Origin of the sequence: Shimia sp. R9_3 (assembly GCF_017743755.1) — a bacterium.
Taxonomy (GTDB): domain Bacteria; phylum Pseudomonadota; class Alphaproteobacteria; order Rhodobacterales; family Rhodobacteraceae; genus Shimia.
The window spans coordinates 538,650-560,871 of the sequence record NZ_JAGHRP010000001.1 but is presented as its reverse complement, the minus strand read 5'-3'; the positions used below and the strand labels follow the sequence as shown (position 1 = coordinate 560,871).

Sequence of the window (22,222 nt, the reverse complement as noted above, 5' to 3'; positions counted from 1 at the left end):
AACCATATAAAATAGGTATTTGACGCCCAACCATGGGATTTCAGAGCGGCAAAATTCGATTATCTGGCCTTATAAAGGTAAATCTTTTGGCCCTATAAACATGCTTGAAAAAGTCGCGAGGATGTCGTGCAAACTTACATGAACTGCCCAAATAGGGCGCACACAACACCCCTAATTGCACTACTTCAAGGAGGCTTAAGCCATGGACGGCTCTCTGAAAGAAAACGATATCAGCCACGTCGTCAAAGCCGACAAGGCCCATGTCTGGCATCATTTGGTTCAGCACAAACCTTTTGAAACCAATGACCCGCGCATCATTATCGAAGGCAAAGGCATGCGCGTCTGGGACCAAAACGGCAAAGAATACATTGACGCTGTGTCCGGCGCTGTCTGGACGGTCAATGTTGGCTATGGCCGCGAGCGTATCGCCAACGCTGTCCATGAAAACCTTATGAAAATGTGCTACTTCGCCAATGCCGCGGGCAACGTGCCAGGTGCGCTTTACGCGGAAAAGCTGATTGAGAAGATGCCTGGCATGAGCCGCGTCTACTACTGCAACTCTGGCTCTGAGGCGAATGAGAAAGCCTTCAAAATGATCCGCCAGATCGCGCACAAGAAATACGGCGGCAAGAAACACAAGATTCTCTACCGCGATCGCGATTACCACGGCTCCACGCTCGCTGCGATGTCCGCCGGTGGACAGGACGAGCGCAACGCCCAGTATGGCCCCTTCGCCCCGGGATTTGTCCGCGTGCCACACTGCATGGAATATCGCAAAGATGAGCTGGGCCTCGGCCACCTCTCTGGTCGCGAATTCGGTATCGCTGCGGCAAACCAAATCGAAGAGGTGATCCTGCGCGAAGGTCCAGACACCGTTGGTGCACTCTGTCTGGAACCTGTGACTGCAGGTGGTGGCGTGATTACTCCACCGGAGGGCTACTGGGAGCGCGTGCAGGAGATCTGTAAACAGTATGACATTCTTCTGCACATCGACGAAGTGGTCTGCGGCATCGGTCGCACGGGCACCCATTGGTTCGGCTATCAGCACTACGGCGTGAAACCCGACTTCGTGACCATGGCCAAAGGTGTCGCCTCTGGCTACGCCGCGATCTCCTGTCTTGTGACCACCGAGGAAGTCTTCGAGCACTTCAAATCCGATCCATCGGACAAGCTCGACCACTTCCGTGATATCTCAACCTTCGGCGGCTGCACCGCTGGCCCGGCGGCAGCGTTGGAAAATATGGCCATCATCGAGGAGGAAGGCCTTCTTGAAAACTGCACAGCCATGGGGGAGCGCATGATGGGCAACCTCAAAGCGTTGATGGAGAAGCACGAGATCATCGGAGATGTGCGCGGCAAAGGCTTGTTCCTCGGCTGCGAGCTGGTGAAGGAGCGCGAAAGCAAGGAACCGGTGGACGAAGCCGACATCGCAGCAGTGGTTGCTGACTGTGGCGCCCAAGGGGTGATCATCGGCGCAGCCAACCGCTCTGTTCCAGGCCGCAACAACGTGATTGCTTTCTCCCCAGCACTCATCGCTACAGCTGCCGATATCGACGCGATCACCAATGCGGTCGATAACGCACTGACAAAGGTCTTCGGCTAAACGCCACCACTTGTCCCAAAGGCGAGACACTCCCCTCGCCTTACTGCGCCGCCCAACCCCAAAAGAGGAGGGCGGCGTTTGTGGTTTCAGCGCATGATGTCGATGACCGCAACCCACCCCAACATCAAAAAGGAACGTCCCATGTGGCCCGCTCCCGTCACACTCAAAGGCATCCACGCCAGCCTTGTGCCGCTCTCTCCTGATCATGCGGCCGATTTGGCCGATGCATCTGCCGATGGCGATCTACACAACCTGTGGTACACAACCGTCCCTGCCCCCGAGGGCGTTCCGGCCGAAATCACCCGTCGCTTGGCACAACCCAATATGACGCCCTTCGCGATTCTTGATACCGCAGAATTCGCCATCGGCATGACCACCTATATGAACACCGACCCCGCCAACCGCCGCGTCGAAATCGGATCCACATGGTACCGTAAATCCGCCCAACGCTCGCCAATCAACACCGAGTGCAAACTCTTGATGTTGCGCCATGCGTTTGACGATTTATCTTGTATCGCTGTGGAGTTCCACACCCACTTCATGAACCACCAATCGCGCAACGCGATAGAGCGGCTAGGCGCAAAACTCGACGGTGTACTGCGGAATCACTCACTCATGGCGAATGGTACCCTGCGCGACACGGCGGTCTATTCGATTTGCCAACACGAATGGCCTGCAGTCCGCGCAAATCTGGAACATAAACTAAGCCAAAACCGCTGATTTCATCAGCATCCAGCAGAAATGGAAAAAGTCCAGTTTGCAACCTAGATAGGTCCAGTATAGCGTCCCTGCATGGCTATCTCGGTTGAAACCTTTTTTCTCTCACCCGGCTTTCAGGGCACGCTTCAGGCACAGATCCAGCAGCTGATCGCCGAAGGCATCCTATCGGGCCGCTTCCGTCGTGGAGAAAAGCTTCCCTCTTCCCGCAAACTCGCGAGCCATCTGGGTGTGAGCCGTATCACGGTAACGCTCGCCTACACCGAACTTCTTGCCAACGACTACCTGACCTCGCGTGGGCGCTCGGGATACTATGTCTCTGAAAATGCGCCTGTTCCGCCAAGTTTCTCGCCCCCAAAGCGAAGCGAGGACCGCATTGACTGGACCCGCGCTCTGGGGCGCCGCTACACTGGCGGCGACACCCCGGATAAACCGAAAGATTGGGCCAATTACCGCTACCCGTTTGTTTATGGTCAAACCGATCCAAGTCTCTTTGACCATGCCAACTGGCGCCTTTGCGCACTCCAGGCTTTGGGCCAAAAAGACTTCACCGCGCTCACGTCAGACTACTACGATCAAGACGATCCCGAACTGGTCGAATTCATCGCCCGCAATACACTCCCCCGTCGTGGTATTATCGCGCGCCCCGAAGAAATTCTCATCACTCTTGGCGCTCAAAACGCCCTTTGGATCGCCGCGCAAATCCTGCTGACTCAGCGCCGCATGGCCGCGATTGAAAACCCCTGCTACCACGCTCTGCGCGATATTCTCAATCAGTCCCGCTGCCACGTGGCCCCGATCAATGTCGACAAAGACGGGCTGGATCCAAGCCTGATCCAGGCTGAGGCGGATGTGATTTTCACCACACCCAGCCACCAATGCCCGACCACCGCCACTATGCCGATGGCCCGCCGCCACGCGCTCTTGGAGCGCGCTCGCGAAATCGACGCGCTGGTGGTGGAGGACGACTATGAGTTCGAAATGTCCTTCTTGGACGCCCCCTCTCCCGCCCTGAAATCGCTGGATACAGAAGGACGGGTGATCTATGTCGGCAGCTTCTCTAAATCACTCTTCCCCGGCTTGCGTCTTGGCTATCTTGTGGGCAGCGAAGCCTTCATTCGAGAGGCTCGCGCCCTGCGCGCCTCTGTGCTACGCCACCCCCCAGGCCACATTCAGCGAACGGCCGCTTACTTTCTTTCTCTTGGGCATTACGATGCTTTGATCCGCCGCATTCGCGAAGCTCTAAAGGCCCGTCGCGCAGTGATGCAGGAGGCGATCACGCAATCTGGCTTGGATGTCGCGGGTCAAGGCGCCTTCGGAGGCTCTAGTTTCTGGATGCAGGCTAAAAGCCATATCGATACAGAAATTTTCTCCCAAAAGATGCAAAATGACGGCGTTTTGATCGAACCCGGCGCCTCCTTTTTCTCAGGCGCGGACATCCCGCGGAATTTTTATCGCCTAGGATACTCTTCCATTCCGTCCGAGCGCATCCCTGAAGGCGTGGCCCGCATTGCCAAGGCTCTGAACGCCCTCTAATCTGGCGCTATCCGGCGCACATGTCTGGCCCTAACGCCGACACGCCCCAAACCGTAGTTTCTTTCCAAAACGATCGCCCAAAACCTCCGTTCCGGGCGCAATAGGAGTTTGCTTCATGAAAATGACAACCGAAGAAGCCTTTGTAAAAGTGCTTCAAAAACACGGCATCGAACACGCCTTCGGGATCATCGGCTCCGCCATGATGCCGATCTCCGATCTGTTCCCTAAGGCAGGGATCATGTTCTGGGACTGCGCGCATGAAGGCTCCGCAGGCATGATGAGCGATGGCTACACCCGCGCCACCGGTAAAATGTCCATGATGATCGCGCAGAACGGCCCAGGCATCACCAACTTTGTGACCGCCGTGAAGACCGCCTACTGGAACCACACCCCACTACTGTTGGTGACCCCGCAAGCCGCAAACAAGACCATCGGTCAGGGTGGCTTCCAGGAAGTGGAGCAGATGGCTCTCTTCAAAGACATGGTTGCCTATCAGGAAGAAGTGCGTGATCCCTCCCGTGTAGCCGAAGTGCTTACCCGTGTGATCAGCCAAGCCAAGCGCCTCTGTGGCCCCGCGCAGCTCAACATCCCACGCGATTTCTGGACTCAGGTGATCGACATCGACATCCCTGATCCGATCGAATTCGAAGCTTCTTCTGGCGGAACGTCCTCTGTGGCAGACGCCGCATCCTTGCTTTCCTCTGCAAAGAACCCTGTGATCCTTAACGGCGCGGGCGTGGTGCTGTCTGAAGGCGGTATCCCGGCCTCCATGAAGCTGGCCGAAAAACTCGACGCCCCAGTTTGCGTTGGCTACCAGCACAACGATGCCTTCCCCGGCTCTCACCCGCTTTTTGCAGGCCCACTGGGCTACAACGGCTCCAAAGCGGCCATGGAGTTGATCAAAGACGCCGACGTTGTTCTGGCGCTCGGCACACGTCTAAACCCCTTCTCCACCCTGCCCGGCTACGGCATGGAATACTGGCCCGCCGGCGCCAAAATCATTCAGGTGGACATAAACCCCAACCGCATCGGCCTCACCAAGAAGGTCTCCGTGGGCATCGTTGGGGATGCAGCCAAAGTCGCCACCGGCATTCTGGAGCAATTGGCAGACACGGCAGGTGACGACGGCCGCGACGCACGCAAGAGCCACATCGCCAAGACCAAATCCGCATGGGCGCAACAGCTCTCCTCCATGGATCATGAAGACGACGATCCGGGCACCACATGGAACGAGCGCGCCCGTGCAGACAAACCAGACTGGATGAGCCCTCGCATGGCATGGCGCGCGATTCAATCCGCGCTGCCTCGCGAAGCGATCATCAGCTCCGACATCGGCAACAACTGCGCCATCGGCAACGCCTACCCGGACTTTGATCAGGGCCGCAAATACCTCGCGCCGGGCCTCTTTGGCCCCTGCGGTTACGGCCTGCCCGCCATCGTTGGCGCAAAAATCGGTCAGCCAGATGTACCTGTTGTGGGCTTTGCTGGTGACGGTGCTTTCGGCATCGCCGTGAACGAACTCACAGCCATCGGCCGTGGCGAATGGCCTCCGGTCACCCAGATCGTTTTCCGCAACTACCAGTGGGGCGCAGAAAAGCGGAACTCCACGCTTTGGTTTGACGACAACTTTGTTGGCACGGAGCTCGACACACAGGTGTCCTACGCAGGCATCGCCCAAGCTTGCGGCCTGCAAGGTGTTGTGGCCCGCACCATGGACGAGCTGACCGCCGCGCTGAACAAAGCCATCGACGATCAGATGAACCATGGCAAAACCACGCTGATTGAAGCCATGATCAACCAGGAACTGGGCGAGCCCTTCCGGCGCGACGCAATGAAAAAACCAGTTTCCGTGGCGGGCATCGATCCAGCGGACATGGTTCCGCAGAAAGCGAGCTGAGCATATGGCACGACCCGGCATCACAAGCCCCGTTCTGGTGCTCAACGCCGGGTCATCCTCTATCAAATTTGCCGTCTTTGATGGTGAGTTGAATGAGCGCATCACAGGCATCGCCGAGGGTATCGGCGGCGCCTCTTCTTTGACCATTGCCGGGAAATCCCGCGATTTGCCTTTCATTGATCACCGCGCCGCATTGCAGGCGGTATTGGAAGCTCTGAAAGCACAAGGCGTGGCCGTCACCGACCTGCGCGCGGCTGCCCACCGCGTCGTGCATGGTGGGCGCAAACTGACTGCGCCGGTCAAGATAAATGCCGAAGTACGCGCAGAGATCGCCTCCTGTACGCCGCTTGCTCCGCTGCACAACCCGCACAACCTCGCCGCCGTGGACACGCTGGCCGAAATCGCGCCAGAGCTGCCGCAATACGCGAGCTTTGACACCTCTTTTCATGCAACCAATCCTGACGCCGCAACCCGCTATGCCATTCCACGCATGATGGAGACCAAAGGCATCCGCCGCTATGGTTTCCACGGCCTCAGCTACGCCTCCCTAGTGCAAAACCTGCCTCAGATTTCCGGCGAAAAATTGCCCTCTCGCCTGCTCGCTTTCCACCTCGGCAATGGGGCTTCTCTGTGTGCCATCAAAAACGGTCAATCCATTGCCACAACCATGGGTTACTCACCGCTTGACGGCCTCACCATGGGCACACGCTCTGGCGGGATCGACGCCAACGCCGTTTTGCGTTTGGTCGAAGAAAACGGACTGGAGCGCACTAAAGCAATACTCAATCATGAGAGCGGCCTTTTGGGACTTTCGGGGGGCAAATCAGACATGCGCAACCTGATGGTGGACCCATCGGCCGACAGCGCCTTTGCCATCGAGCATTTTTGCTATTGGTCGGTGCGCCATGCAGGTTCTTTGATCGCAGCCATGGAAGGGCTCGACGCAATCGCTTTCACAGGCGGTATCGGAGAAAATGCCGTGGGCGTTCGCGCCCGTATCCTTCGCTCCCTCGAATGGATTGGCGCACGCATGAACCCAGATGCCAATCACGCGCGCAAGCCTCGCCTACACGCGGAAACCTCCAAAATCGCAATCTGGGTGATCCCTGCGCAAGAAGAGCGCATGATAGCAATGGATGCGACCTCCCTGATGGAGGCCGCATGATCTCTGCTCAGCCAAGCGCGAGCGACACCGCCGTCGAATCCACGATGTCTTGTACCGTTGCTCCACGACTTAGGTCGCAGACCGGCTTACGAAAGCCTTGGAGAATGGGGCCTAGTGCCTGCGCACCGGCCAATTCCTGCGCCAGCTTGTATGCAATATTGCCCGCGTCCAGCGACGGGAAGACCAGCACATTGGCATCCCCAGCCCCCAAACCTTTCATCTCCGCCACTCTTGGATTGAGCGCCGCATCGCCCTGTACCGGTCCAACAAAACCGGTTGCCTCCGCGGCTGCGCGCACCTTATCGACACTTGGCCCTGCGCCAGACGCGCCGGTGGAAAACGACAAGAGCGCAACACGTGCATCCCCCAAAAGCGCGGCCCCGCTGCGCTCTGAAGCGCGCGCAATTGCCGCCAAAGCCTCTGCATCCGGATCCACGTTCAAACCGCAATCGGCAAAGATCACCTCACGCCCCTCCGGGAAGCGCATCAAGAAGAACGAGCTCGCCACCGATACACCTTCGGCCAAGCCGATCCCGATGCTGGCGGCCTCAATGACCTTCTTGGTGGAGGCCACTGCACCGGCAACCATCGCATCTGCTTCGCCCACCGCCACCATCGCAGCGGCGCGGTACAGCGGGCGGCTGAGCATGCGCCGGGCCACTGCCTCTTTTAAACCCCGAGCCTCTACAAGCGCAGCAACATACGCCTCCGTATCTTCACCCAGCGCCACAGGCTCGCAAATCCCGTCAGCCCGCAGCCGCTCTGCCGCTTGCGCAATCCGATCGTCTTCCATTTCGGGCATCACAACCCGTGCACCGCGCACTTGCGCGCGGCTGATGGCGGTCTCAAGTGCTGACATCATACCTCCCCAATTTTCGCGACTAAGGAGCCACTCGTGACAGAGAACGTCAAGATCAACCGCGGCCTAAAAGGCATTTACTTCGAACGCTCCGGCGTCAGCCACATCGATGGCGCCAAAGGCGAACTCTCCTATCGCGGCTATTCAATCCACGATCTTGCCACGCAATCCACCTTCGAAGAAGTCTGCTATTTGCTGATCCACGGCGAGCTGCCGACGGAGGCTGAGCTTGCCGATTTTGACGCAACCCTGAAAGCTGCTCGCGAGTTGCCCGATCAGGTCTACGACATCATCTGCGCCACCAAAGACGGCCACCCGATGGACGTGCTGCGCACCGCCGTGTCTGCCCTCGCTGCTCTGGAAGGCGACAGCCAAAACGTCGGCCCCGAGGCTTTCCTCGCCAATGGTCTGCGCCTCACCTCTCAGGTACCGATGATCATCGCAGCGCATGAAAACATCCGCAACGGCCGCGATCCCGTGCCAGCGGACAAAACCCTGTCCCATGCCGCCAACTGGCTCTGGATGCTGAAAGGCGAGAAACCCTCCGAGGACGCCGCCAAACTGGCTGACGTCGATTTCATCCTGCACGCAGAACATGGCGCCAACGCCTCTTCTTTTGCTGCCCGTGTCACCATCGGTACCGACACCAATCTGCACGGCGGCATTGTCACCGCGCTGTCCACTCTTGCTGGCCCCGCCCACGGCGGCGCGGCGGAAGACGTGATGAAAATGGTGCAGGAAATCGGCACGCCCGATAACGCCGCCGCCTACGTCAAATCAAAACGCAAAAACCGCGAGGCGGTCACCGGCTTTGGCCACCGCGTCTACCGCGCCGAGGACCCCCGCGCCCGCCACATGCGCGATGGCGTGAAAAAGCTCGGCGAAGAGATGGGCGCGCCAGAATGGTACGAAATACTGCAAGGCGTAGTGGAGGCGATGAAGCCCTACGCCCGTCACGGCCTGAACGTTAATGTCGATTTCTACTCCGGCGTGATCTACCAGCTGCACGGCATCCCCATGGATCTCTACGTGCCGATCTTCGCCATCGGCCGCATGCCTGGCTGGATCATCCAATGCATGGACCAGCAAGAGAGCAACATCCTGATCCGCCCGCTCACGCTTTACAACGGCCCAGAGATGCGGCCCTACACGCCGATGAGCGCACGATAGATTTCGCACAAACACTCTTGCGCAGGAAATTTTTCCCGCCAAGGATAGACTGCCCGGAATACTCTGACCGAAAGACCCCACATGACCTTTCAGCAGCCCCAGCTTGACACCTCGCCAAAAGTCTCTGACGAGGTGCGCCAGACAACCTGCTACATGTGCGCCTGCCGCTGCGGCATCAACGTGCACATGAAAGACGGCAAAGTTGCCTATATTGAGGGCAACCGCGACCACCCCGTCAACAAAGGCGTGCTCTGCGCCAAAGGCTCTGCCGGGATCATGCAGGTCAACGCGCCCTCTCGCCTGAAAAAGCCTCTCAAGCGGGTTGGCCCACGCGGCTCTGGCGAGTTTGAGGAAATCAGCTGGGAAGAGGCGCTCTCAACGGCGGTGGGCTGGCTTACTGAACTGCATGAAACCGCCCCACACAAGCTGGCCTTCTTCACAGGCCGCGACCAATCTCAAAGCTTCACAAGCTTCTGGGCGCAGCATTTCGGCACCCCCAACTACGCGGCCCACGGCGGTTTCTGTTCGGTCAACATGGCGGCGGCAGGCATCTACACCATGGGCGGGGCCTTCTGGGAATTTGGCCAGCCAGATTGGGACCATACCAAGCTCTTCATGATCTTCGGCGTGGCCGAAGATCATGACAGCAACCCGATCAAAGCTGGCATCGGCAAGATCAAAGCGCGAGGTGCAAAGGTCATCGGTGTGAACCCCGTGCGCTCCGGCTACAACGCCGTGGCCGATGAATGGGTCGGCATCACGCCGGGCACCGACGGGCTTTTCATCCTTGCGCTCATTCACGAGCTGATGAAAGCGGGCAAAATCGATCTGCACTATCTGGCCCAATACACCAATGCCGCTGTGCTGGTGGACGCCGAAACCGGCCTCCTGATGCGCAACGATGAGGGCAAAGAGCTGGTGGTGGATCGCGCCACAGGCAAACTAACCCCCTTTGATCAGAAAGGCGTGCGCCCGGACCTCTCCGCCACATATGAGGGCAATAGAACCGTCATGCACCTCATGGCGGAGAAGTACCTTGATCCACAATACGCCCCCGAAGCGGTGGCTGAAAAAACCGGCATTCCTGCTGCCAAAATCGAAACCATCGCCGCCGAACTGGCGCGTGTTGCCTTTGATGAAGCCTTTGAACTGGATCAAGAGTGGACAGACTTCCGGGGTGAAACCCACAAAACCATGACGGGCCGCCCGGTCAGCTTTCACGCCATGCGCGGGATTTCCGCCCATTCCAACGGCTTCCAGACCTGCCGCGCTCTGCATGTGTTGCAAATCCTTCTGGGCACAGTCGAAGTCCCCGGCGGCTTCCGTTTCAAACCGCCTTACCCTAAGCCGGTCTCGGCCCACCCAACGCCGCATGGCTATGGCCGCCCCGGCAAACCGCTGGCAGGCCCGCACCTCGGCTTCCCGCGTGGCCCGGAAGATCTGCAGATCAACGAGGACGGCACCGCCTGCCGGATCGACAAAGCCTTTACTTGGGAAAATCCCATGTCGGTGCATGGGCTCATGCATATGGTGATCTCAAACGCCCACGCTCAAGATCCTTACCCGATCGACACGCTGTTCATGTACATGGCGAACATGTCGTGGAACTCCTCGATGAACACCTCTGGCGTGATCAAGATGCTGACGGACCGCAACGACGACGGCGGCTACCGCATCCCGCGCATCATATACTCCGATGCCTACAGCTCAGAGATGGTCGCCTACTCCGATCTGATCCTACCAGACACCACCTATCTGGAGCGCCACGACTGTATCTCGCTGCTCGACCGCCCGATTTGTGAGGCCGACGGCGCCGCCGATGCCATCCGCTGGCCTGTGGTGGAGCCAGATCGCGATGTGCGTGGCTTCCAATCTGTGCTGATAGAGCTTGGCGCGCGCATCGGTCTGCCGCATTTCCTCAACGAAGACGGCACACCGAAGTGGAAAGACTACGCCGACTACATCGTGAACCACGAACGCCGCCCAGGCGTTGGCCCGCTTGCAGGCTTCCGTGGCGAAGACCGCGATCAATTTGGCCGCGGCGAAGTGAACCCAGACCAACTTCAGCGCTACATCGACAATGGCGGCTTTGCCATCGAGCATGTGCCTGACAATGCGCTCTACATGAAGCCGTGGAACCAGCACTACCAAGATTGGGCAGTGCAGATCGGCCTCTATGACGCGCCCCAACCCTTCCTGTTCCAACTATATGTGGAACCGATGCGCAAATTCCAGCGCGCTGCCGAAGGCCATGGCGACACCCAGCCTCCCGATCACCTGCGTGACCGCCTCAAACAAGTCATGGACCCGCTTCCGATCTGGTACGCGCCGCTCGAAGACGCGCGCGTCGATCCGGAAGAGTTTGACGTCCACGCCCTCACCCAACGCCCCATGGCGATGTATCACAGCTGGGGCACGCAAAACGCTTGGCTTCGCCAGTTGCACGGGGAGAACCCGCTCTACCTGCCAACCAAGCTTTGGGAGAAATATGGCTTTGCAGAGGGCGACTGGGCGCGCGTGACGTCTGCTCATGGCGAAATCACCGTACCTGTCGCCCATCAGGCCGCGCTCAACGAAAACACCGTCTGGACATGGAACGCCATTGGCAAACGTAAGGGCACTTGGGCGCTCTCTGACGATGCACCCGAAAGCAACAAAGGCTTCCTGCTCAACCATCTGATCCACGAGCTACTACCACCCAAAGGAGACGGCCTTCGGTGGGCCAATTCCGACCCGATCACCGGACAGGCCGCATGGTTTGACCTGCGTGTGAAGATCGAAAAGGCATCGGTTCCCGTGACTGCCCAACCCACCTTCGCGCCCATCAAATCTCCGGTGCCTCAAGGCCCTAAAACTCTCGCATGGAAGGTCGGCAAATGAATATGACCGCCTTTCAAATACCGAGAAACCGCACCTACGCGATTCAGCCGCAATACCGACGCAATACAGAGGTCAAAACATGACTGATCTCCCCACCCAAACCGACCGCAAACTCGGCCTCGTGATCGATCTGGACACCTGCGTCGGCTGCCATGCCTGCGTGATCTCCTGCAAGGGCTGGAACACCGAAAATTACGGAGCGCCCCTCAGCGATCAGCGTCCCTATGGTACCGAGCCCATGGGCACTTTCCTAAACCGCGTGCACAGCTATGAGGTTCAGCCAGAGCAAGGCAGCGCACAAACCGTACACTTCCCAAAGTCTTGTTTGCATTGCGAAAATGCTCCCTGTGTGACCGTCTGTCCTACGGGTGCGAGTTACAAGCGGGTTGAGGATGGCATTGTTCTGGTCAATGAGGATCACTGTATCGGCTGCGGCCTCTGCGCCTGGGCCTGCCCCTACGGCGCGCGTGAATTGGACCAAGAAGAAGGGGTGATGAAGAAATGCACCCTTTGCGTGGACCGTATCTACAACGAAAACCTGCCGGCAGAGGATCAAATCCCCTCCTGCGTGCGCACCTGCCCCGCCGGCGCCCGCCACTTTGGCGACCTCTCTGATCCGAACTCAGATGTCAGCCAACTTGTTGAAAGCAGAGGCGGATTTGACCTCATGCCTGAAATGGGTACCAAGCCCGTCAACAAATATCTGCCTCCACGCCTCAAGGATTCTTGGGACGATCAAAGCCTTCTGGCCCCACTCTTGGAGCCCGTTGCAGAGGAGCCAACCGGCTTCCTCGGCTGGCTCGACAAAGCGCTTGATAAACTACCCGGAGGCACTGCCTGATGCATCCCGCCCCATCCGTCATCATCTTCTCCACTCTCTCCGGTCTCGGCTTCGGCTTGCTATTCTGGCTTGGCATTGACCTCACGCCCACTACCGGAGGCGTGGCTTTTGCCTTCTTTTTCATAGGCTTTGCTCTTGCTGTGGGTGGCCTTTTGTCTTCCACTTTCCACCTTGGCCATCCGGAACGCGCCTGGCGTGCGCTCAGCCAATGGCGGACCAGCTGGCTCAGCCGCGAAGGTGTCTGCGCAGTCGCCGCGCTCTGTGTGATGGGCCTATATTCGCTCTGCCTGATCTTCTTCGCCACCCATATCGCCATTCTGGGCTGGCTCGGAGCGCTGCTCTCGCTGCTAACAGTCTTCACCACATCAATGATCTACGCGCAGCTCGACACAGTGCCCCGTTGGAAGACCCCTTTGACACCCGCGCTTTACCTCAGCTTTTCGCTGGCTGGCGGGGCATTGTTGTCAGGCCGCACGGCGATCGCCATTGCCTTACTCGCAGCAGCCGCGGCGATCCAAATCCTGTGGTGGCTGCGCGGTGACAATGCCCTCAAAGACAGTGGCACAGACATGGGAACTGCCACCGGCTTGGGCGAACGCGGCACGGTGCGCTCCATGGCGCATCCGCACACCGCGCCGAACTATTTGGTCAAGGAATTCATCTACATCATCGGTCGCAAACATGCCCAGAAGCTGCGTGTGATCGCCTTTGTCCTGACCTTTGCGTTGCCCCTAGTGATATTGGCGCTCTTGCCGTTCAGCCACATCCTGGCCGCCATCGCCGTGCTCAGCCACATCGCAGGCGTCGCCACATCTCGCTGGCTCTTTTTTGCAGAGGCCGAGCACGTCGTCGGCCTCTACTACGGCATGCGCTAACTCGCCTTCCCGCGCCAGGTATCGAGCCAGGCGCGGAACCGGCCACGTTTTTCAGTGATATTGTCTCCAGCTGCATCCCAGCTGTCCGCCACATCATCGATCACCGGATCAATCCGCGCCTCGCGGAAACGCCGCCAGCGCACATAGATCGCCCAGAAAAGCGCTGCCAGAAGCGTCAAGAATATGATGTTAAACCAAGGAATAATACGCATGTCAGGCCCGGTTGCTGGCTTGATAGACACCGCGTTTGGAAAGGCTGAGAAAAACTCATTGCGCCAGCCATAATGGGTGATCACCACCCACTCCGGGGCATCCTTGGTCGAAACCGCATCATTGGCCTCAGTGTAAAGGTTCGCCGTGTCAAATTTGAAATATGGTGGCCAGCTCCAGCCGGTATCCTCATTGCGGTACACACGCGCTTTGTCCTTGCCATCAAAGCCCTGCAAGAACTGCACATCGCGGTTGATCAGGCCTTCTGATTGCGTGTCAGGCTTGGACCAGAAAATCCGTGTCCAGTCGCCCAACTCCTGCCGTTCTTCATAGGTGCCAACAAGGCGCACAACGTCATGCTGCGGCAGCGTGTAATGCAGCCAGGCCGCCAAGCCACCCCAGAACAGGATCCGAAAAATCCATTTTAGATAAACCATTTAAGCCGCCTCTACATGAAGTTGATGACATAGATAAGGATCGCAACACAGGTCACTGGTACAATATAGACACCCAAAATCAGTTTTCGACGCAAAGAGCCATCATACTCTTGCAGCCCCTGCTCGATAAATGCGTCTTTGTCACCTGTCATCCCCTCTTCGTCCCATTCTGCACGCAGCTTAGAGCGCCGCACCGCCCGGCTGTAGAGCGACAGGCAGACATAGATAATCGTCAGCACGATGAAGCCGATAACCGTTAAACGCAGCAATGCCATTGTCTACCTCCTCACCGCACCCCAGGGGCCAACCCGCGCGATCATCTCCTCGCTTGCGCGCCGCCGCACGCGTGGCATCTCCAAGGGGAGCTCGTGCCCAAAGAGCGCCTCACGCGCCCCCGCCTTGTCCACCTGATACTCACGTTCCAGAAAATCCGCGACAAAGCTCTTCTTGGTGTCTGACCAACCCTGATAGAGACGATAAAATACTTCTTTGTGACAGATGAAGAGCTGGCGAATGTCCTTTGGCGCCAGCTCAGACAGCAACATGTTCACAAGATCCGATTGATCCGTATCTGTGGCACGCAGGGTGTAGAAATAGGCTGGGTGATCGCTGGTGATTTTAGGCCAGGGCCCATTGTGTTCCGCCCAGGCCACGATCTCGCGAAGCGCGTGATACTCCGGCGGCAAAGCCTCGGCATGTGTACGCGCCAAGCGGCGAATGTCACTGCGGGTTGCCCCTGTCAGATCAACGCCCGCATCCTGCGCCGCATCCACGACGATAAAATCCATTTTCTGGCGCAAGATTGCAACGCCATCCACACCACGCGCTTTCACAATCGGCTCCGCCAAGCCGTTCATATCCAGAAATTTGGCAATCTGATTGCGGTCGGAGAAATCAAAGCAGTATTTGACAGACAGTTTCCCCAATGAGGACTTGTCCTGCGCGGCGATCACAGCCGGATGCTCCACGCCCCGGAATAAATACACCCCACCAAAATGCGCCGTCCAATAGTCCTGCTGATCAAACGCCATGTGATTGAGCGTCACCGGATTGCGCGTCACGTCCCCTGTGCGTTTGGCCAGCGTGATCATATCCGCGATCAGCACATCATCAAACCAGCCGTCTTCCTCCTGTTTGAACCGATCCGCCAACGCGCCAAGCTGCGCAGCATCTCGCAGCGTGCCCGCGGTGGTGTCCGCCTCAATCGTGACCTGACGAATGTCCAAAAGACGGCTTGGCTCGCTCACAGAAAACACCGAGTTCACCAGTTCGCCCGCCACCGCATCCCGCGCCGTCAGCGCAAAGAGCTGTGGTTCGTTTTCCTCAATAAAGTGACGCAGAATATCGCGGCTGGTCGAGAACTTCGCATTCAGGAGCGGTGCGGTTTTCTGATCTGTGGTCAGCAGGATGAACTGCCGATTGCAGCCGCCGTGGTTGAGGTAGAGATGATCGTCAAGTTCATCGCCGATCTCAGGGCTATATCCTGAAATGTCGATGTGGAAATCCATGAGGCTAGTGGTTTTGCCCGTCAGATGTTTCAGCGCACGATTGTAGCGCTCCACCAAAACCGGGGAGGCCACCTCAATCAGATTGCCAAACATCAGCCCGCGTTGGATCAGTCTATGCATACTTCATCACCACCATCACCAATCCCCCTTCGCAATATCCTGACCGCGACGCGCCTCAACGCCTTGCGCTAAACCAAACCACACCAGCCCCAGAACCGGTCCCCAAACGATTGCTGTCATCAGCGACAGCCGCAGATGCACCCAGACTGCGCCCAGCGGATCAATCTCAAAATGCCCCACGGCCTCAAACCCGCGCATCTGGGTGACGGCGATGGAGATCATGAAACCGATTGCCACCAGAAATGCCGCTGTCAGCGCGATGCCATGCAGCAGCTTGCCATGTGAGCGCGTTTCGCGATCCACCAGAACCCGCGGCAACAGTACGGCCAGTAACCCCAACACGGCCAATGGCACCAAAGTGTTCCAAAACCCAATGGTATCAATCACGAACATCAGGTTTTGCCTTTCAGATAGCGCTGTTTCGCCGCCTCAGTGCGGCCCATGTCGCGCACCATGGCCTCTATCGCGGCCTCGTCGGACTTATCGGCATAGCGGAACTCGCTATCGGCATAACGGTTGATCTCCTGCACCACCATCTCGGTGGTGATCGGAACACGCAGCTCCGCGATCATCGCCTTTTTGGTGTCGTAGTCCTTGGTCAGGAAAAGATCTGGCTGCTCCATCCATTCGGCGGGCAGTTCAAAATCCATCGCCCGCACTTTCACCGCATCGGTGATATTCTTAATGGCTCGGCCCGTAAAGCGTGGGTCTGCCTCTTGAATGGCCTTCAGATAGGTGCCCATCTTGGCAATCGTATCCAGATCACCGACTTGCCCCTGAACACGCTCAAACACTTTGAGCAGCCCTTCCTCATGGGGTCGATTGTGGCCTTTAAAACTGGCGGCCACCGCTTTCTGAATGGCCTGCGCTTCAAACAAATCGTGATCGCCCAGCGCAATGTCGTGGTTTTTGCCCATCAGCAGCGCGAGGATGTCGATGTAATCCTCCCGCGTCTGCGGCCCATCCACCAGAAACCGCGCCCCAGCCCGCTGGCGCAGCGCGTCATCCACGTTTTCGGGGTAATTGGAAAACATCCCGAAGGTACAGTTGCCGCGCATCACCGTATTGGCACCGGCAAAGGCCTCCATAAAGACAGCTGTGACCTCCTGTTACCCGGCCGAGCTCTGCCGGTCTCCGCGTTTGCCCGCGATCTGGTCAATGTCATCAATCGTGCCAAAGCCAATCACCTGCGGGTCCAGCACATTGGACACAAAGGATTTGGCATTCTGGCCGGATTTGCCCTGATAGCTGTCGATGTTGTCGATGCCAAAATTCTGGTAGCGGAAGGCATAACCCGCCACCTGACAATAATCGTGGATCATCCCCGCCATCATCTGAATGAGCGTGGTTTTCCCCGTCCCAGGCGCGCCATCGCCCATGAAGGTAAAGATGAACCCGCCCATTTCGGCAAAGGGATTCATGCGCCGCTCAAAATCATAGGCCATCAGCATCTTGGCGAGCTTCATCGCCTGATATTTGGCGATATGGTTGCCCACAACTTCGTTGGGCTTTTTGAAACTCATGGTGAGCGTGGTGCCTTTGGTCGCGCGTGCTGGTGTGAAACCGTCGATGGTCAGATCATCGGCTTCCACCTTCCAGCGTGCCCCGACAAAGGCGTCCAAACGCGGCGCATTCTGGGCGCGGAGGGCGAGCTTCTCCATCAACTGTTCCGCAAAAGCACAGACACAGGCCACCAGACGATCCTCGCTACTGACAAGCGCGGCGATGTCCTGATCCAGCTCCCAAAGCGCGCCATGCAGCGCCAGCTGTGCGTTGTCGGTCAGGATCTCTTCAACCTCGCCCACCTCAATCTGCGTTTCTGCAAGATGCGGCGCGAGCAGGAAGGATGTTGCATTGGCAAACACATAGCTCACGGCCAGCGCCTCTGCTGCCAAGAGCTCAGAGAACGCCGTCTTCTTATCCGCGCTCAGACTGCCCGCCAGATTGTCCCGCTTCAGATCGGCCAGACCTGCCGCCTCAGAAAAATTCTCGCCAACCGCCAAGGCAATCGCTAAAGCCCTCCGCAGACCGTGCAACACATTGGCCTGCACAGGCGACACAAGCGGGTCTTCCACGCCTGCGCCCTCGATGCGCTCAACCAAATGCACCCCCTCGGGTCGCGCAGTTGAACGTGTCACCAAACCCGGTGTGGTAGAGCGAAACCGCCGCCGTGTGCCGATCCCACTGGAACGTTCCGCCGCCGGGGCCACATCTTTGCCTTTGGCGATGCGCGGCGTGTGGTCAAAGCCTGCAAGCATCTGCGCTGCGGCGTCATAATGCTTGCGAATATCCTCTTCGCGCAGCTCCATCTGATCACTTGTCAGGCTCATACTAGGTCACACCCCAAACTTCATTCTGCCAAAAACACTCGCGCCGCAGGCTTGGCCTGCAAGGCCAAATCAATACCTGAGCACCCGCCCCTGCGGGCTCACCACATATTTGTTCACGCTGCCAAAACCCGGCGGGTTCAGCTCTTCCAACGCTTGAAAAGGCCGCTGCGGCAAAACAATCGAACGCTCCATTCGTGTAGCACCTGTGTCCGCCCCTCGCCCGGCGAAAGGGTCGAGCGCAAAGACCTGCCGTTCCACCGTGCCAAACCAGCCAGAGCGCTCTGACTTTACGTCTTCGCTCAGCAACTCCTCAGTGGTCCAGGCCAAGGCCCAGTCTTCCCCTTCCGGTGCCCGCGCCGCTTCCAGCACATCGCGGATTGGCCCGCTTTGCCGCGTGAAAGCGCTGGAATACATCGGCCCCACATGCAGGCGTTGCAGGCGCTTGGGATGCAGGTCGTCAAAACTCTCATCAAAGCCCTTGGCGATGGTCACAAGCTTCAAACCGGCCACCGCCTGCGCCATCAGATGCGCCTGCACCTCTGGCCAGCGCCGCTCATCCTTGGGCAAGGCCCGCTTGCCTGTGTCCTCAAGCTCCATAAGGTAGACCGTCGGCAGATTGACCTGACTGTCATAAACCGCCCAATGCAGCAAAAACTTGCGCCGCCGCTCAGAAAGATTGCCAAGCCACAGCACCTCAGGGTGGTTCTGCGCCCAGAACAACTCTCCTTTGAGCAACTCCTCATAGTAGAGCCGCTGGCTCAGCGCGAATTGCAGCTTCGTTGGGATCTCCTGATCACCGATAATGGAGCGCAGCATATCGTTCTTCAGCGTTTCTGCATCCGGCATATTGCGTAGATGGCTTTCTGCCTGCTGGGCATCGTTGGCCATCACCAAAAGCTCATTGAACATCGGAAAGCCGCTTTCGACAGCATCCATTGCGAGGCTGCCAAAAAACTGCCCGGTCTGCCGCCCCACCAACAGATACTTCATGCTCAGCGCTTTGAACGTGTAGCCAATAGAGGCCAGATAACGCGTGAGGATTTTCACCTCATCGGCGCGCATCTCGCCCTCGGCCTCACGTGTCGCGGCCACCTGCGTCAGATGCTCCGTGATCCGCGCAAACTTCTGAAAGTAGCGCCGCGAGGCATGTGTTTCGATCAGAGCGGTGTGGTCGTTGCTTGTGTCAGTCACGCTTACGCTGCCCATATCGATCAAATTTCCAGGGGTTGCTTTCGCGCTCCTCAGCTTCCAATCGGTCTCGCATATTTGCGAACTCGTAGATTGCGTGCAGCAACAACGAAATTGAGAACACTAGAAGTAAAAGGCCCATCAAAGGTCCTGTTAGGACCTCATGAATGTGAAGTGTCCTGATTCCCCACACTCCAAATGCCATAAAAAATGCAAGACGCAGAAAGGGTGTCGAGATAGCCCTAACGGTACACAACAGATCCCGCATCACGCCCCATACAAATTCTTGTCGTGCTTCTCGACGATCTTCTGGAATCGCCGGGCAAAGCGTTCATCCGCCTTGGCTTTGGCCGCCAGAACATCACGGGCAAAGACCATATGCTCCTCATGGGCTTCCATCATATCCGCCATGCGCTGGTTGGTGGCTGTGCCAATTGCGGCCATGGAGGCCTGCGCCTCTTTGTCGGTTTCCACGCCAATCTCGTTGATACGGTGCGCGATGTCCTGCTGCTGCGCAGTCTTGAGCGACTTGGTCAGCGCGTCATACAGCACCACACGCTGCCTTGTGTCGGTCTGCAGCTTGTTGATCAGCACCATCTGTGTCGCAGCCTGATTTTGCAGACTGTCGACCCAGGTTTTGCCTTTCTCGATATAACGCTCCAGCGTCTGGCTTTTGGCCAATTTCACCTGCTCTTGTTGCACCAACTCATTATAGGCCTTATTCAGATCGGCCAGTTCGGTCTCAAGCTTCGTGCGCGCGGCGGCGTCCTGCTCAACTGCAATCTTGTTCTCCAGCGCAATGATCTCGGGATCCATACCAAGGATCTCCGCACGCAGGTTTTCCAGCTCGCCCACAGTGAATTCACGCTCATCCAGTGTCTCGGTGAGATTGTCTTCAACCTTCACCTTCTGCTCTTCCAGCACGGCCAGCTGACTTTCTAGTAGCTTGGTGATTACATCGGATTTCGCAATCAGATCCTGCAGCTTATCGTCAATATTGGCGGTCTTGATACGCTCTGCCCGCATCGATTCTGATTTGCCGCGGCTAAAGATGCCGACAAAACTCTCCCAGCCGGTTTTGTCCCGCATCTGGTCAAAGTCTTTGGAAAACGCCGCCGTCACATCGTCAAGGCCCATGATCAGTTCAGCGATATTGGCGTTCATCACTTCGGTATGGGCGTGCACGTCGTCCAGCGTCGCATTCTCGATATCGATCGCTACATCACCGCCGGTTTTCATCTTTTCACGTGCCGCATCAATGCGACCAGTCAACTCCGCAATCTTGTCCTGTGCCGCCGCAACCTGCGCCTGAGATTCGCGCACTTGGGTTTCAAAATTCGCCATCAAACACCCCCTTATTATTTAATATCTTGAAGCGCATATGGGTAATGTTACGTCCATTTACATCGCCTCTGTAATCAATTCGGGCAAACTGTTGCAAATGTGCACGCCAATTAAAAGAGGAGAGGGCGACTAATACCTCTATAAGGCGATTGATTTTAGTGCTTGCCATACAGTTCCAGGGCAAACAAAGCACCCGCGGCAACGATCCTAACAGCAAGAATTCGACAAAGATCTTTGGAGTTGTCGCGCCCCGTAAGGCGCGACATCAAGATTATCCAACCACGTTGAACTCAGGCCCGTAAGGATAGCCGGTGATATTCTCGTTTCCGTCCTCGGTGATCACAAGAATGTCATGCTCACGGTACCCACCAGCACCAGGCTTCCCGTCGGCAATCGTCAGCATCGGCTCCATAGAAATCACCATGCCCGGCTCCAGTACCGTGTCGATGTCCTCGCGCAATTCCAAACCGGCTTCGCGTCCATAGTAGTGGCTCAACACGCCAAAGCTGTGGCCATAGCCAAAGGTGCGATATTGCAGCAAATCGCGCTCCGCAAAAAAGGCATTGATCTGCTCGGTTACCTCGGCGCAGCTCGCACCAGGTTTCAGCAGAGAAATCCCCAGCTCATGCGCGCCGACATTGGCTTCCCAGATTGCAAGGCTCGCTGGATCGACCTCTTCCACAAACATCGTGCGCTCCAGCGCTGTGTAGTAGCCGGAGATCATTGGGAAGGTGTTGAGCGACAGGATATCGCCACGCTCAAGAACACGCGCCGTCACAGGGTTATGTGCGCCATCTGTGTTGACGCCCGACTGAAACCACACCCAAGTGTCCCGATACTCAGCTCCGGGGAAGCGCTTGGCGATCTCAAGCTCCATAGCGTTCCGTCCAGCCATGGCAACATCGATTTCGCGCGCGCCGGCCTTCACAGCATCACGAATGGCATACCCGCCCACATCCGCAACCGCAGCGCCCGCGCGGATCAGCTCGATTTCTGCGGCACTCTTGTGCATACGCTGCCGCATGGTTTGTTCGTAAAGGTCGACCGTGCTCTTTGGTTTAAGAAAACTGTTCAGCTTGTTTTGCTGCAGCAGGGTCAGGTGATCCCCCTCATAACCAATCACTGCGCTCTCGCCAGTGATCGAACGGATCGCCCGCCAGTAGTTGTCCCGTTGCCAGTCAGTGTAGGTGATATTGTCACCATAGCAGCGCCGCCATGGCTGGCCCGCATCGATACCCGCTGAAATCGTCACACAGTCTGTCGGTGTCACCACCACGGCATATGGCCGCCCGAATGCGCAATAGGTAAAGCCCGAGTAGTAGGAAACATTGTGCATAGAGGTGAAGACCGCGGCATTTACGCCAGCCTCCACCATAATCGCGCGCAGACCAGCCACGCGGGCCTCATATTCGGCCTCCGAAAACTGCAACGGCGCTTTCTCGCCATTATGAAACCGATAAAATTCAGGACGTGATGTCATGTTGACCTCCGATCAAAGAGGTCCCGGCGTTCAGGACTGTAAAGAGTGTGGCGCATTCCTCA

17 protein-coding genes and 1 pseudogene are annotated in these 22,222 nt (G+C 57.5%); 9 read left to right on the top strand and 9 right to left on the bottom strand.

Features of this window, described 5'->3' with window-relative positions; all coding sequences use genetic code 11:
* The first annotated feature begins 202 nt into the window (after positions 1-202).
* From J7412_RS02560 to J7412_RS02540, 5 genes are all read left to right on the top strand, one after another.
* On the top strand, positions 203-1,603 hold the full coding sequence (locus J7412_RS02560; protein WP_209076731.1) for an aminotransferase class III-fold pyridoxal phosphate-dependent enzyme: 1,401 nt from the start codon (positions 203-205) through the stop codon (positions 1,601-1,603).
* 141 nt (positions 1,604-1,744) lie between these two features.
* Entirely contained in the window at positions 1,745-2,323 is a 579-nt protein-coding gene (locus tag J7412_RS02555) for a GNAT family protein (protein WP_209077526.1), read from the top strand.
* 72 nt (positions 2,324-2,395) lie between these two features.
* Entirely contained in the window at positions 2,396-3,856 is a 1,461-nt protein-coding gene (locus J7412_RS02550) for a PLP-dependent aminotransferase family protein (protein ID WP_209076728.1), read from the top strand.
* Positions 3,857-3,971: 115 nt separating this feature from the next.
* Positions 3,972-5,753 carry a sulfoacetaldehyde acetyltransferase gene (gene xsc, locus J7412_RS02545; RefSeq protein ID WP_209076726.1) on the top strand — a complete coding sequence of 594 codons (1,782 nt, stop codon included), beginning with the start codon at positions 3,972-3,974 and terminating at the stop codon, positions 5,751-5,753.
* A gap of 4 nt (positions 5,754-5,757) precedes the next feature.
* Entirely contained in the window at positions 5,758-6,918 is a 1,161-nt protein-coding gene (locus J7412_RS02540) for an acetate/propionate family kinase (RefSeq protein ID WP_209076722.1), read from the top strand.
* 7 nt (positions 6,919-6,925) lie between these two features.
* Here the strand turns inward: J7412_RS02540 and J7412_RS02535 are convergent, their stop codons facing one another.
* Entirely contained in the window at positions 6,926-7,777 is an 852-nt protein-coding gene (locus J7412_RS02535) for a phosphate acyltransferase (RefSeq protein ID WP_209076719.1), read from the bottom strand.
* Positions 7,778-7,813: 36 nt separating this feature from the next.
* Between J7412_RS02535 and J7412_RS02530 the strand changes: the two genes are divergently transcribed.
* The 4 genes from J7412_RS02530 to J7412_RS02515 all read left to right on the top strand — a co-directional run bounded on the left by J7412_RS02530 (position 7,814) and on the right by J7412_RS02515 (position 13,543).
* Positions 7,814-8,947 (top strand): citrate/2-methylcitrate synthase, encoded by a 1,134-nt coding sequence (locus J7412_RS02530; RefSeq protein WP_209076716.1) that lies wholly within the window; start codon positions 7,814-7,816, stop codon positions 8,945-8,947.
* Between the two features lie 81 nt (positions 8,948-9,028).
* Positions 9,029-11,827: a molybdopterin oxidoreductase family protein gene (locus J7412_RS02525; protein WP_209076713.1), complete on the top strand. Its 2,799-nt coding sequence runs from the start codon at positions 9,029-9,031 to the stop codon at positions 11,825-11,827.
* 79 nt (positions 11,828-11,906) lie between these two features.
* Positions 11,907-12,668 (top strand): 4Fe-4S dicluster domain-containing protein, encoded by a 762-nt coding sequence (locus J7412_RS02520; protein ID WP_209076711.1) that lies wholly within the window; start codon positions 11,907-11,909, stop codon positions 12,666-12,668.
* Positions 12,668-13,543, top strand: a complete 876-nt coding sequence (locus J7412_RS02515; protein ID WP_209076709.1) for a DmsC/YnfH family molybdoenzyme membrane anchor subunit — start codon at positions 12,668-12,670, stop codon at positions 13,541-13,543. The genes J7412_RS02520 and J7412_RS02515 overlap by 1 nt, the downstream gene beginning before the upstream one ends.
* On the opposite strand, the gene J7412_RS02510 is transcribed toward J7412_RS02515, so the two are convergent.
* From J7412_RS02510 to J7412_RS02475, 8 genes and pseudogenes are all read right to left on the bottom strand, one after another.
* A complete protein-coding gene (locus J7412_RS02510) occupies positions 13,540-14,190 on the bottom strand; it encodes a DUF1523 family protein (RefSeq protein ID WP_209076707.1) in 651 nt (216 codons plus the stop codon). The genes J7412_RS02515 and J7412_RS02510 overlap by 4 nt on opposite strands.
* Before the next feature lie 11 nt (positions 14,191-14,201).
* Positions 14,202-14,465 (bottom strand): hypothetical protein, encoded by a 264-nt coding sequence (locus tag J7412_RS02505; RefSeq protein WP_209076703.1) that lies wholly within the window; start codon positions 14,463-14,465, stop codon positions 14,202-14,204.
* Between the two features lie 3 nt (positions 14,466-14,468).
* Positions 14,469-15,818 (bottom strand): DUF6638 family protein, encoded by a 1,350-nt coding sequence (locus J7412_RS02500; protein WP_209076700.1) that lies wholly within the window; start codon positions 15,816-15,818, stop codon positions 14,469-14,471.
* A gap of 15 nt (positions 15,819-15,833) precedes the next feature.
* Positions 15,834-16,211 (bottom strand): hypothetical protein, encoded by a 378-nt coding sequence (locus J7412_RS02495; protein ID WP_209076699.1) that lies wholly within the window; start codon positions 16,209-16,211, stop codon positions 15,834-15,836.
* Positions 16,211-18,148: pseudogene (locus J7412_RS02490) on the bottom strand (ATP-binding protein). Before J7412_RS02490 ends, J7412_RS02495 begins: the two are co-directional and overlap by 1 nt.
* A gap of 69 nt (positions 18,149-18,217) precedes the next feature.
* Complete coding sequence (locus tag J7412_RS02485; protein ID WP_209076698.1) at positions 18,218-19,339, bottom strand: hypothetical protein; 1,122 nt, start codon at positions 19,337-19,339, stop codon at positions 18,218-18,220.
* A 264-nt stretch (positions 19,340-19,603) separates the two neighbouring features.
* A complete protein-coding gene (locus J7412_RS02480; protein WP_209076697.1) occupies positions 19,604-20,680 on the bottom strand; it encodes a hypothetical protein in 1,077 nt (358 codons plus the stop codon).
* Positions 20,681-20,951: 271 nt separating this feature from the next.
* Positions 20,952-22,160 (bottom strand): aminopeptidase P family protein, encoded by a 1,209-nt coding sequence (locus J7412_RS02475; RefSeq protein ID WP_209076691.1) that lies wholly within the window; start codon positions 22,158-22,160, stop codon positions 20,952-20,954.
* Positions 22,161-22,222 lie beyond the last annotated feature (62 nt).